Source organism: Psychroserpens sp. NJDZ02 (assembly GCF_004843725.1).
Lineage (GTDB): Bacteria > Bacteroidota > Bacteroidia > Flavobacteriales > Flavobacteriaceae > Olleya.
The window spans coordinates 2,747,719-2,761,356 of the sequence record NZ_CP039451.1; the positions used below are offsets into that span (position 1 = coordinate 2,747,719).

The window sequence follows — 13,638 nt, forward strand, 5'->3', positions numbered from 1 at the left end:
TATAAGACTGTAGTTTCGCAGTAATGCTAAATTGTATTTTAAGCGTTCTTACGTTTTCTATATTTATTATATCCAAAAATTAATCCTAGAAGCACTAAAAATGGAATAAAGTAAGACGTTAATTTTCCATCACCTCCAACGGTGGTAAATAGTCTATTCCATCGTATTTTATTAATTCCTTTGCCATTGGCATCCCAACTCATCCATACAAATACAGGTTTTCCAACGACGTGGTCAAACGGAACAAACCCCCACATTCTAGCATCTTGAGAGTTATGTCTGTTGTCTCCCATCATCCAGTAGTAGTCTTGTTTAAATGTGTAAGAGTCTACAACTTTATCATTGATTAAAATTTGATTTCCGTTAACCTTAAGTGTATTACCTTCATAAGCAGTCAATACACGTTTGTAAATAGGTAAGGTTTCTAAATTTAAAGCGATGGTTTTACCAGCTTGCGGAATATAAATCGGTCCAAAAAAGTCTCTGTTCCAAGTGTAACCTGGTGCATTAGGGAAAATATTTTCTGTTGTGCTAGAAGATAAATCTTTAGTAACGCTTAATACCTCTGGATCACTTTTCATTATTGATGCTAAATCTTCTGTTAAATTAACATACAAGGCTGTTTCGGCCATATCTAATTTTAATAAATCGAAAGACTTCTGATCTAAATTAGCAAGAAAATTAACTTCTAAAGAGTCTTGTTTTGTTACAGAAACGTCAATCTTTTTTACTTTTAAATAGTTTTGAAACTCTGCTTTGTTAAAATTTGAAGCACTTGTTTTAAAAACGTAACGTTCTTGTTTTTCTGTAATTTTATATTTTTGGTATAAAGCTTCTGGTGTCGTATTTTTTAATATTACTTTATAAAAAAACTGAAGCTTTGCTCTGTCTGGAAGTTGATTTTTAACACCATCGATATAAACGTATCCATCTTTTATAGATAATGTATCACCTGGTAGACCAACACAACGTTTTACGTAGTTTGTTTTTTTATCAATTGGCTTATGACGTACTTCTCCGTAAGGGTTATTAATAACCACTAACGTATCTACCGGCCAGTTAAATACAACAATATCATTACGTTTGATACTTTGAAAAGCAGGAAGTCTAAATTTAGGTAATTGTGGGAATTTTAAATAGGAAGGTGTCGTAGTGCCAGGAAGGGCATCGTGTATCATCGGTATGGCTACAGTCGTTTGTGGCGCTCTTGCACCATAATGTACTTTACTAACTAATAAAAAATCACCAACTAACAATGTCTTTTCTAAGGAAGAGGTTGGGATAAGAAAAGGCTGTATAAAATACGTGTGGACTATAGTGGCAGCGACAACAGCAAATAAAATAGAACTTACCCAATCTCCTAATTCTGTTCTTGGTTGTAGGTCTCTCTCTTTAATATGGTTTATATCTGTTGCAACATAGTTTAAATAAAAGCTATAAAAACCTAAAGTAAATATGGCTAGAAAAGTATCGATAGCAGAGTTTTTGCCATAACTTCTGGCAATCTCAACCCAAATAACAGGTAATAAAATAAGATTTACAATAGGTAAAAATAATAGGATCGTCCACCACCAAGGTCTATTAATAATCTTCATTAATATTACAGCATTGTAGACAGGTATAAAAGCTTCCCATGCTTGTCGGTCTGCTTTTTTATATAATTTCCACGTGGCTAATCCATGTAAAACTTGAATAACTAAGAAAAAGATAATCCACTGTGTAATGTCCATATTTGTAATAATTATTGTCTATTAATTATGTGATAGTTGCAAATGTTGTTAAATTTATTAAAGTTACCCAATATTTAACACATCTTTCATAGTAAATACCCCTGTTTTTCCTACTAACCATTCTGCTGCGATGACAGCTCCTAACGCAAAACCTTCTCTGTTATGTGCTTCGTGCTCGATTGTAATAGTGTCAATAGGACTTGTGTAGCGTATAACATGTGTTCCAGGAACTTCGGGAATACGTTTAGCTATAATAGGAATACTATTGTCTGGAGCAGTATCTAATTGCCAATCTTGATACTTTGTGTTATTTTTGATAATACCTTCTGCCAATGTAATTGCTGTACCACTTGGTGCATCTAACTTTTGGGTGTGATGTATTTCTTCAATATCAAGCTTATAGTCATTAAGCTTAGCCATCATTTTGGCTAAAGTTTCGTTGAGTTCAAAAAAAATATTGACGCCTAAGCTAAAATTGGAGGCATATATAAAAGCACCTTTTTGTTTTGCGCAAAGCGAAACCATGTCGTCATATTTATCTAACCAACCTGTAGTACCTGATATTACAGGAACTTGATTATTGATACAGTTGCTAATATTATTAAAAGCAGCTGTTGGTACGCTGAAATCTATAGCGACGTCTGCCTCTTTTATATTGTAGTTTGTGTCTCGTGATGTTTTAATAACTATGGTGTGTCCACGTTGTAAAGCAATAGTCTCTATTGCTTTACCCATTTTACCATAGCCTAGTAAAGCGATTTTCATGCGTATTTTAAAATTGGAAATTTAAAGATAGTCCAACACGTCCTTCATTATCAAATTCTTCAATTCTATAATTTGGTCTTAAACTTAAGTCGTCACTGATGTTGTACTGTAGTAAATGCGCGTCAACATTGGCATCAAGAATATTTAAAGCATAAAATCCTATTGTAACTAGTAAGGATAACTCTTTGTTTCTTCTGTAACTTGTTTGTGCCGAGCGTAATGCGTCATCCGTTAATCGGCCCTGAAACTCGTCATCAGAATAGCCTGCTAAACGTCTTTTGTAAGCATCTCTTGCCCGATTGTATTGTTTGTTGTTATCAACATAAAAATACACTCCAGTCCCTAATGCAATATAAACGATTGGTATTTTCCAGTATTTACCGTTATAAGCTTGACCTAAACCGGGTAAAATCGCTGAGTAAAATGACGCTTTAGATGGTGCTAATGGATCATACGGTCTTGTTTTTTTTAAAACATCAGTGTCTATTATAATTGGTTTGTCAGCTTTCTTTTTTTTCTTTTGTTTTAAGACTTTTGGGAGCTCTTCAGATTGATCAGTACTATCTGCTGGTGTTGCAGTAGAGTCGTCTTGAGCAAAGGATAGTGCACAAAATAAACAAAAGACTAAACAAATAAAATAGGACTTATTGACCACCTTCTACTAGTTTTTTTATACGGTTAAAATCTTCTTCAGAATGAAAAGGAATAGTGATTTTTCCTTTACCATTACTAGCTACTTTAACGTCGATTTTATGTCCAAAGTATTCTGAAAAAGCACTAACGCCTTTTTTAACATATATTGGCAGTTCTTCAGTTTGCTTTTCTTTTTTAACAGGTACTACAACTTCTTTGGTCGTGTTGTAGTTACGTACTAAAGTTTCAGTATCTCTAACGGATAATTTTTCCGTTAAAATAGTTTCGTAAATTTCTAGCTGTATATTTTGATCTTCAATAGTAATAAGAGCTCGACCGTGACCCATAGATAAAAAGCCATCACGCATCCCTGTTTGGATGATTGGATCTAATTTTAATAAACGTAAATAGTTAGCAATAGTACTGCGTTTTTTTCCAACACGCTCGCTCATTTGTTCTTGCGTTAATTGAATTTCGTCAATTAAACGTTGGTATGACATTGCAATTTCTATTGGGTCTAAATCTTGACGTTGGATATTTTCCACCAAAGCCATTTCAAGACTTTCTTGGTCATTTGCAATCCTGATGTATGCAGGAATTGTTTTTAATCCGATTGATTTTGAAGCACGAAAACGACGTTCTCCAGAGACTAATTGGTAATCTTCAAAACCTAATTTCCGTACTGTAATTGGTTGTATAACACCTAGTTCTTTAATAGAAGATGCTAATTCACGCAGCGTTTCTTCATTAAAATTAGTACGAGGTTGAAAGGGATTCATTTCAATAGAATCCAAATCTAATTCGACAATATTACCAATTACTTTATCTGCATTTTTATCTTTTGCAGATTGTATGTCATTTTCTGGGTCTTTCAATAGTGCTGAAAGTCCACGTCCTAAAGCCTGTTTTTTTACTGCCTTCGCCATAAATTAGGAGTTTTTTGTAATAATTTCTTTTGCTAAACTTAAATAATTGCTGGCACCTTTACTAGAGGCATCATAATTTATAATGCTTTCTCCATAACTTGGTGCTTCACTAAGTTTGACGTTACGTTGTATAATGGTTGAAAAAACCATGTCGTTAAAGTGTTTTTGTACTTCTTCTACGACTTGATTAGATAGGCGTAAACGCGAATCGTACATCGTTAATAATAAACCTTCAATATCTAAATCTGGGTTGTGTATTTTTTGGACACTTTTTACGGTATTCAATAATTTACCAAGACCTTCTAACGCAAAGTATTCGCATTGGATTGGTATAATTACGGCATCTGCAGCCGTTAAAGCGTTAAGGGTTAGTAAGCCCAAAGATGGTGCGCAGTCTATTAATATAAAGTCGTAATCGTCTTTAATGTCTTGTAATGCCTTTTTTAGCATATACTCGCGCTCTTCTTTGTCTACAAGTTCTATCTCAATAGCTACTAAATCGATATGCGAAGGGATAATGTCTAAATTAGGCGTATTTGTTTTTAATACAGCCTGTCTAGCGCTATTGGTATGCTCTAGTAATTGGTAGGTTCCTATCTCTACAGACTCTACATCTATTCCTAAACCTGAGGTTGCATTAGCTTGTGGGTCAGCATCAATTAAAAGTACTTTTTTTTCTAAAACACCTAGTGAAGCTGCTAAGTTAACAGAGGTTGTTGTTTTACCAACACCACCTTTTTGATTGGCAATTGCTATTATTTTACCCATTAATTTAATTTGGTTTTTATTGAAAATTTAGCTTTTAACTAAAGCTAAAAGTCCACCGTAAAAATACAATTATTTATGAGTAAATAAAATGATAGTTGTTAACATTAGATGAAATGGAGAGTGTAATTAAATAGCGTGCTGATTTCTAGTGCTGATTTAGGGTTTTTCTTTTTGTGTTTTGGTCATGCGATAAGCTAGTTTTAAGAGCGCTTAGCTTTTAATTTAACACAATGGCCTTGCTTTTTTTCTTTAGTTTTAATTATTTTTTCTTAGAAAAAAAGTAATAAAGTCATTTTAGTCAATCGGAATACCCACAGTTAATATATTATGGGTGAGTATTCCGGTTGTTAGGCTGTTTTAGTTTTTTAATATTCTTTTTATTACTTGTTTATGGCTCGTATTTATTTTTAAAAAGTAGACACCACTAGGTAAGTCTTTCATGTTAAATGGTACAATCCTTTTGTTGTTTATGGTGCTATTATAGATTGTAGCGCCTAATAGGTTTACAATTGATAAATTAGTTATGACGTTGGATTCACTACTCTTCAATTCTATCGTAATTGAAGAGGTCGTTGGGTTAGGATAAACTTTAATTGCAGATTTTTCATTTTCGAAATCGGTATTACTTAAAGTATTATCTCCAGATTCAAAAGCACCAACGTCTGGAGCTAATCCTTCATATGATTTGCTTAACTCCTGACCTGCTGTCCATGTTAAAGGCGTGTTTAGTGTTAGTGTATTAGTGGTGTAATTTACATTGGTAATAATAGCGCTTGTAGTTTGGCCTTTTAGTTGGATCGTGTCTCCGTAATAAGCAGCGATACCAAAACCATCAGTAAAATAAGAGGCATCCGCGACGACCATTGTTGTTCCACTTCCTGCTGAAGGTGTATTAGTAAGAAAACCACCAGCATCTATCATTGGACTGTCTTGAGATAAATGAAAATCGTAAGCCGAAGCATCTACAAAGTTAGGATTTGCTTGAAGGCTGTTTAAAAATAATTGAGGATGATTAGTTTCCCACCAGGTTAATGATTTTGGATCAGGATTGGACGAAGAATCACGGTTTCCGTAAGCAATCGTGTACAATTCATCAATTTGAGAATTGAATATATTATTATTGTCTATAACAACATCGGTGATTCTACCCGTAAAAATTTGGACAGGCTTAGTGTCAAGATCAGTATACCAAGAATAGCGTGTGTCTCTTTGTATAAATTGATTCTTAAACAGTATGTTGTTTTTTATTTCTTGATCATAAAAAGTATGATTAGTCGATCCAGAGATATTGATTCCACCAAATTCATTATTGTAGAAATTATTATTGTAAATTCTGTTTCCATAGTTGAAAGTTGCTTCGGAAGAATATAGTGTTAATGATATTGGCGGGCCTTGACACTCATAAAATATATTATTTCTAATAATACCGTTTTGCCCTGCATATTGAATACCTGAATAAGGAGAGGCATTAATAGGAGAAGTTGTGAAAGCAAAAATATTTTGTTCTATGACATTATGCTTTGTATCATCAAGCGATGTGATTTTTAGATAAGGAGTATCACCATGTCCTACATTAGCACAATCATAAACTTCTCCTATTTTTTGTAAAGCATTATAAAAATAATTTTCACGAATGACATTATAATTACTACATTTAATAGTCCACAAAACGTGTTCTGCATTGGTTATTGTATTGTTATCAATTAAATTATAATTTGATTGAATCAATCCAATGTTATCTTGAGTCGAGTTGTCAATGGTATTGTGTGTAATCCTATTATGATCAGATTCTTGAAAAAACAACCCAGTTTTAGAACTACCTCCTCCATCGACAGCATCTCTAAAAGTATTGTTTTTTAAGATAAGGTTGTTTGATCCTAGTGCATTTAGCCAACGTCTAACATTTTCTATTTTTAATCCATCAATAGTTATATAATCAACTTCATAAATTAAAATAGCAGGGGAAAGTGTGACACCCGTAATTAATACTTCTTCGTAATTAAAGTTTTTATAAGTAATTGGTTCTGATGCTGTTCCAGAACGGGAGGGTTTTAATTGAGAGTTAAAAATTCCTTCACGAATAACAACTGTGTCACCAGGATAAGCAGCTGCTGTTGCTTCTTCAAAAGTGTTGTATGCATCCCCGTCAGAACCCGAACAATTTCGGTTCGAAATTGAGTAGTTGCCGACGCAGTCTGATGATAATTGATTGTCTACATAAATAGTGTCTCCGGCAAAAGACTGTATACTAGTTAGTAGGAGGGTAGTGTAGATTAAAGTGTTAAGTTTTTTGTTGAAAATTGTAGTTTTTTTACTCATTTGTTTTGCTCGATTAAATGTGGTTTTTTGTCGCCGAACGAATTTAAGTGAAAAAAATGACAATTTCAACTTTATATTTACCTGTGTAATAATAATCGGTATTTTGGTAATTTATCTGTCAAAAAGTTTGGGAATAACGTTGGTTGAAACATCGGAAACAATAAACTATAGGTTTTAGTGTAATTTGTTGCTATTTATCAATTACGGTATCAATAAACTATTTAGGGTTTATGGGTAGTGGTTTAATAAATGGGGTTTATTTTTCTAGTGACTTCTGCTATTTTATTAATGTTTATCATTTGTGTTGTCTGATATTCCAATTAAGTCTGACGTATTGAGGTAATCAGAAAAGTTGTATTCTTTTAACAGGGATAATAACACTTTGCCAAATTGTACAGTGCAATTGTTTTTTGAATATTGACCAGTTATTTTGTTGTCAATAGTGATGTTTCCTGTTAAGGTTGATATTTTGACTATTGCAGAAATAGCATCGTTTTTGTACAAATCAAAAATTAAATTATAATGGTATAATAAAGCTCTTTTTTGATTATAAGATTTTGGGTTTAGTAGATTAGTAATCAGTAAGTCTTTGTCTTTGTTGGATAGGGTAACGGTTGCTAATTTTTTTTCATATTCTTTGTCTTTGCTGTTTGGGCTAGACATGTCTTTAGTCTGTATGTCCCAAATAGAAAATTGAATACTATCTAATTCTTTTGAAGGTAAGAGATTGCTAATTGGATTAGTTTGCGAGTATGATATAATTGATATTAAAAATATATGGATTGCAAGAAGTTGTTTCATAAATAATTATATGCTTTTTATATTATACCGGTAGATTAAGGTAATAAAATACCAGCTGTCAGCGGGCTTGATAACAATTTAGTAATTAAATAATAGTGTTTTATCTGATTTTAAAGGAGTTATTTTTTACCTCTAAACCATTTAAACTCGTTAGTCCTTATTACATATCCAAAGCGTATCATATTTTCCTGTCTTTTGTAGTTAAGCAAACCTTCTGCCTGGCCAACATACCACTCTAACATTAAATATTGGTTAGAAATGTTATTACTAAAAGGATTGTAATAAACGCGTGTTCGGAAAGAACCTTTGCTGTCTAAATTGAGTCCTTTTCTTAGTCTAAGATCAAATATTAATTTATCTGGTATTGCCGTATGAGACACCTTAATTTGGCCGATACCTACGTATTCTAGAAGATCAGGATTTCCTTCTTTATAACTATAAGGTAACCAGGCTTTAAAGCTAGCCATAGTTTTTTTAGAGAGATTTGTGGTGTATTCTAAACTTAAACGATTCCAACTTCTTGAGTAAATACTGTCTCTTCCGTTGGATTCGTGTTCTAAAGAAAATGTCACTACACCTTTTAATCGCTCTTCTTTGTCATAAATAAACTTTCCTACAGCTAAAGATGGATTAAAATTGATATCCTTAAACGGAAGAGATTCTTCATATATATTCCAAAAGGATTTTTGGGTGTAGGTTAAATAGATGTAAGTGTCCCATGGTAAGCGACTTCTGGTCAGGATTTGCTTGAAACTGATTTGATATTTGGCATCCGCAGTAGTGCTATTAATATCCTTGTTGGCAGGTACCCCTGAAATAAAATAATTGTCTTTATGAGTTGAAAAATAGGGCATCTTCGCTATCGAGTCCTGTAACTCTTGCTTGGTGTAAGCCTGGGAGTAGGTCTTATTTGAAAATAGCAGTATAAGTAAAAGACTTATAATTACGACTTTTGGCATAGGATACTTGATATAATACATGTCGTGCTATTTTATTTGGTCATTAAACAACCTATTAAAGTGTTTAATAAACGATTTTAGTTAATGGTTTAGTGATTACTCAATGCTTTTAGCCATTCTATAAATTGAATTGTGGACTATTTAAAGGATTAAGTTAATGGGGTTTTATTTTAATTATTATCGATTGTCAGACCTACTGGATAAAAGAAATCATAGGATGATATTTATTTAAACATTATAAACAAATAAAACACTTAAGACTAAAAAAAACGTGTAATTCCACTGTTTATTAATCAATCAATATCTCTAATATTTTAATCGCAGCTTCACTAATCTTTGTTCCAGGACCAAAAACAGCAACAGCGCCAGCATCAAATAGATATTGGTAGTCTTGTTTCGGGATAACACCACCAACAACAACCATTATATCTTCACGACCATATTTTTTTAGCTCTTCAATAACTTGTGGTACTAATGTTTTATGCCCTGCAGCTAATGAAGAAACTCCTAAAATATGAACATCATTTTCAACCGCTTGTTTTGCAGCTTCATGCGGAGTTTGAAATAGGGGCCCAATATCCACGTCAAAACCAACATCAGCATAACCTGTAGCAACTACTTTGGCACCGCGATCGTGACCGTCTTGTCCCATTTTAGCAATCATTATACGGGGTCTACGTCCATCTTGTTCTGCAAATTGATCTGCTAGTTCTTTTGCTTTTGCAAAAGATTTGTCATCTTTGATTTCTTTACTATACACGCCAGAAAAGGATTTAATTTGTGCTTTATAACGTCCAAAAACAGCTTCTAATGCGTCACTAATTTCTCCTAAAGTTGCTCTTTCTTTTGCAGCGACTACTGCTAAAGCTAATAAATTGTCTTCACCTGTTTTAGCCGCTTTCGTTAAATTATCTAAAGCTTGATTTACTTTAACGGTATTTCTTTCGGCTTTAATTTTTTCTAAACCTTCAATCTGCTGCAAACGTACAGTTTGATTATCTACTTCTAGGGTTGCAATAGCATCTTCTTCGTCTAAGACGTATTTGTTAACGCCGACAATAATATCTTGACCAGAATCTATACGTGCTTGTTTTCTAGCGGCAGCTTCCTCGATACGTAATTTAGGGATGCCAGCCTCAATAGCTTTAGTCATTCCTCCTAGTTCTTCAACTTCTTCAATTAAAGACCATGCTTTTTCGGTAATATCTTGCGTTAGTTTTTCGACATAATAACTACCTGCCCAAGGGTCAACTGTTTTAGTGATATTGGTTTCTTCTTGTAAATATATTTGTGTGTTTCTAGCAATTCGAGCAGAAAAATCTGTTGGTAAAGCAATAGCTTCGTCTAAAGCATTGGTGTGTAAACTTTGTGTTCCTCCAAAAGCAGCAGCAGTGGCTTCAATAGTTGTACGGGCCACATTATTAAACGGGTCTTGTTCCGTTAGACTCCATCCACTAGTTTGGCAATGTGTACGTAAGGCTAAACTTTTAGTGTTCTTAGGATTAAACTGGCTAACCAATTTGGCCCATAACATACGTGCCGCACGCATTTTGGCAATTTCCATAAAATGATTCATACCAATAGCCCAGAAAAAGGATAATCTAGGAGCAAAAGTATCGATGTCCATACCGGCAGCCAAGCCTTTACGGATATATTCTAATCCATCGGCTAGCGTGTAGGCTAGCTCAATATCACAAGTTGCTCCTGCTTCTTGCATGTGGTAACCAGAGATACTAATACTATTAAATTTAGGCATATTCTTGCTGGTGTATTCAAAAATATCCGAAATAATTTTCATTGATGGTGTAGGAGGGTAGATGTAGGTGTTACGCACCATAAACTCCTTTAAAATATCGTTTTGTATCGTTCCTGCTAATAATTCAGGTTTAACACCTTGTTCTTCTGCTGCCACAATATAAAATGCCATAATTGGTAATACAGCACCATTCATGGTCATGGAAACTGACATTTTATCTAATGGGATTTGGTCAAATAAGACTTTCATATCTTCAACCGAATCTATCGCTACACCGGCTTTTCCAACATCACCAACGACACGTTCGTGATCTGAATCATAACCTCTATGTGTTGCTAAATCAAAAGCCACAGATAGTCCTTTTTGTCCCGCTTCTAGATTACGTCTATAAAAGGCATTACTTTCTTCGGCAGTACTAAAACCTGCATATTGTCTAATAGTCCAAGGTCTTCTAACATACATGGTCGAATAAGGACCTCGAAGGTTGGGAGCTAACCCAGCTACAAAATCAAGATGCTCGACTTGTTTTAAATCGGCTTTAGTGTATACTGATTTGACAGTAATATCTTCCGCAGTTAAAAAAGAGGTGATAGCCTGTTGCTTATCGCTACTAATTGCAGATTTTAAGGTTATATGTTGAAGGTCTTTTCTAGCCATTAGTGATTGTGTCCTGTGTGATCAACTGCTGTATTTGGCACTTTTTTCTGAATAGGAGTCGCTGTAGGCTTTTTATTAAAGTCTATAGGTTGTGCTTTAGCGATGTTTGCAGTTAAATCTAAATTAGTAAAATCTACAGCATTAAGTTTTGAATAGTATAAATCTAAAGCGACAAAGGTTGCTAAATTAGTATCTCTAGCATATGATGTATTGCTGCTTAAAGGTGATGCAAACAATTCAGAACGCATACTGTTAGTTGTTATTAGTGCGTTTAAAGTTTGTTTAAGGCCATTATCTTCTATGTTGTCTGAGATACATTTAACAACAGCACTATTGTAATTTAAATGATTGTCGTCCCATAGTTCTGTTTTTGATTTCAAGATATCAAAAACAGCCTTGGTATGTGGTGTTACTGTTTTTTCAAGCTCTGTTCTATTAGAAATGAAACTACTGATGTATGCTCTGTAAGCTCTTAATTTATTTTGACCTTTTTGGTCATATTTATTTAAAATATCACTTTCAAAAGCGTACAAAGCTTCTTTTAGTAAATCATCATAACCTGACTTACAATCTACAGCATTGGGTTGATCTGCGTATTTAAATTCTGATAATTTTGCTTCACTTTTTTTACAGCTTAAATTTAAAGCTATACTGACTACTAATGCAATTTTAAAAATACGTGTGTTCATAGTTTAATAATCTTTTATTCAGTTTTTAATCGGTTTTGTTCTAATGTTTCAGCTAATCGTCTTTCTATGATTGGTTCGATTAGTGTTTTTCTTGGATTCATTTTTAAAAAAGGAAACAACTCAAGATTGTGTTTCATCTTATCCTCTTTATTGGGGTGTTTATTGGTCCCTAGAAGTGTGATGCTTCCATTATCAAATTGCTCCTGTTCTTTAGTCGCGCTTTCTTTTATTTTTTTCTGAATTTGACCGTCCTTCAATTGCGCAATAAATCCACCACTGGTTTCAATATCTTTGAATAAAGTTAATGCTTTTTCTGCTAATTGAGTAGTTAAAGTTTCAATATAATAGCTTCCATCTGAAGCATTATTAACTTCATCAAAATAACTTTCTTTTTTTAAAATCAGCAATTGATTACGTGCTATACGTTCTCCAAACTCATTGTCCTTATGGTAAAGCGCGTCATAAGGTAGGTTAAAAACGGTATTTGCTCCTCCAAGTATGGCACTCATACATTCTGTAGTGGTACGTAACATATTGGTGTTATAATCGTAAATAGTTTTATTACGTTTGGTTGGTATTGCGTTTATTTTTAATTGCGCTTTACAATTATATTCGGGCGCTAAAGTGTTATATAAGACACGAAACGCTCTGAGTTTTGCTATTTCAAAAAAGTAATTGGTACTTACAGCAACATTAAAATGAATCGTTTGTATTTCTGCTTTAGCAAAGTCAACCGAATTAAAATAGTCGTTTAAATGTGATAGACCATAGGCTAATTGTTGTGCCATTGTCGCACCAGCATTTTGATATGTAGTGGTATCAACTGTAATTTGATTAGCTGTAATAAATCTGTTTTCTGAAGATTCAAACCAATTACCAGTTTTTGCTAAGTGTCCAATCGGATCGTATATTATTTGTGCTTTCGCAGAAATTTTGGCCAGGTTATTAATAAATTGTTCGTCGGAAAAAAGAAGTTCTAGTTGAATAGCAGTGGTCTCTAGATCGATATTTTCTAAAGTCTCTTCAATTGAAATAGTGTTACTAGGAATAATAAATTTTATGGTTTCAGCACCTCGTTCTATAGCATCTAAGGCTTTTTTATTGGACGCTTTTTCGTTTTGAACAAAAATGATTTGCCCGACAGTCCAATGTTGGGGTTGGACTGTAAAGGTTTCTGTCATTTCATCTTGGTGATAAAATGGACGTACGTCAATCCCTTCATTAGTTTTCCAAACAAGGGTGTTGTTGTAATCAGCACCTTTTAAATCGACTTGGATTTTTTGTTTCCAAGCTTTAGAAGATACTTTTTCAAATGCGGAAAAAAGTGGATTACTCATTGTTTTTGGTCTTTAAGCTGTCTTCGTATTCGATGATATAAATATCTTCGTTTTCCTTTTTCATATAATATTTCTCTCTCGCAAAAGTTTCTAGACCATCAGCACTGGTCAGCTTTTTAATAGCTTTTTTATCTTTTACGATTTCCTTTCTATAATACTCTTTTTCGTCCTCTAGCTTGCTTCTTTCGTGATTAACTTCAATATGACTTTGTAATGAGTTGGTGTCAAAAAAAACCATCCAAACGCCAAACCCGATGAGGATAATTATATATATGTTTTTGTACCACTTCATTGTCTT

Annotated in this window: 12 protein-coding genes; all 12 read right to left on the reverse strand. The window is 33.5% G+C overall.

The window, feature by feature from the left end; translation table 11 throughout:
• Positions 1-38 precede the first annotated feature (38 nt).
• On the reverse strand, positions 39-1,730 hold the full coding sequence (gene lepB, locus E9099_RS12035; protein WP_136583816.1) for a signal peptidase I: 1,692 nt from the start codon (positions 1,728-1,730) through the stop codon (positions 39-41).
• A 63-nt stretch (positions 1,731-1,793) separates the two neighbouring features.
• Complete coding sequence (gene dapB / locus E9099_RS12040; RefSeq protein ID WP_136583817.1) at positions 1,794-2,495, reverse strand: 4-hydroxy-tetrahydrodipicolinate reductase; 702 nt, start codon at positions 2,493-2,495, stop codon at positions 1,794-1,796.
• Positions 2,496-2,502: 7 nt separating this feature from the next.
• Positions 2,503-3,150 carry a DUF5683 domain-containing protein gene (locus tag E9099_RS12045; RefSeq protein WP_136583818.1) on the reverse strand — a complete coding sequence of 216 codons (648 nt, stop codon included), beginning with the start codon at positions 3,148-3,150 and terminating at the stop codon, positions 2,503-2,505.
• A complete protein-coding gene (locus E9099_RS12050) occupies positions 3,140-4,054 on the reverse strand; it encodes a ParB/RepB/Spo0J family partition protein (RefSeq protein ID WP_136583819.1) in 915 nt (304 codons plus the stop codon). Before E9099_RS12050 ends, E9099_RS12045 begins: the two co-directional genes overlap by 11 nt.
• 3 nt (positions 4,055-4,057) lie before the next feature.
• Positions 4,058-4,822 carry a ParA family protein gene (locus E9099_RS12055; RefSeq protein ID WP_136583820.1) on the reverse strand — a complete coding sequence of 255 codons (765 nt, stop codon included), beginning with the start codon at positions 4,820-4,822 and terminating at the stop codon, positions 4,058-4,060.
• A gap of 357 nt (positions 4,823-5,179) precedes the next feature.
• On the reverse strand, positions 5,180-7,141 hold the full coding sequence (locus tag E9099_RS12060; RefSeq protein ID WP_136583821.1) for a right-handed parallel beta-helix repeat-containing protein: 1,962 nt from the start codon (positions 7,139-7,141) through the stop codon (positions 5,180-5,182).
• A 285-nt stretch (positions 7,142-7,426) separates the two neighbouring features.
• Positions 7,427-7,942: a hypothetical protein gene (locus E9099_RS12065; RefSeq protein ID WP_136583822.1), complete on the reverse strand. Its 516-nt coding sequence runs from the start codon at positions 7,940-7,942 to the stop codon at positions 7,427-7,429.
• A 119-nt stretch (positions 7,943-8,061) separates the two neighbouring features.
• Positions 8,062-8,922: a phospholipase A gene (locus E9099_RS12070; RefSeq protein ID WP_240788891.1), complete on the reverse strand. Its 861-nt coding sequence runs from the start codon at positions 8,920-8,922 to the stop codon at positions 8,062-8,064.
• Positions 8,923-9,190: 268 nt separating this feature from the next.
• Complete coding sequence (scpA, locus tag E9099_RS12075) at positions 9,191-11,314, reverse strand: methylmalonyl-CoA mutase (RefSeq protein ID WP_136583823.1); 2,124 nt, start codon at positions 11,312-11,314, stop codon at positions 9,191-9,193.
• On the reverse strand, positions 11,314-12,003 hold the full coding sequence (locus E9099_RS12080) for a hypothetical protein (protein WP_136583824.1): 690 nt from the start codon (positions 12,001-12,003) through the stop codon (positions 11,314-11,316). The genes scpA and E9099_RS12080 overlap by 1 nt, the downstream gene beginning before the upstream one ends.
• 14 nt (positions 12,004-12,017) lie before the next feature.
• Positions 12,018-13,340, reverse strand: coding sequence for a methylmalonyl-CoA mutase subunit beta (locus E9099_RS12085; RefSeq protein WP_136583825.1), 1,323 nt, complete (start codon positions 13,338-13,340; stop codon positions 12,018-12,020).
• Entirely contained in the window at positions 13,333-13,632 is a 300-nt protein-coding gene (locus tag E9099_RS12090) for an FtsB family cell division protein (RefSeq protein WP_136583826.1), read from the reverse strand. Before E9099_RS12090 ends, E9099_RS12085 begins: the two co-directional genes overlap by 8 nt.
• Between the last annotated feature and the right edge of the window lie 6 nt (positions 13,633-13,638).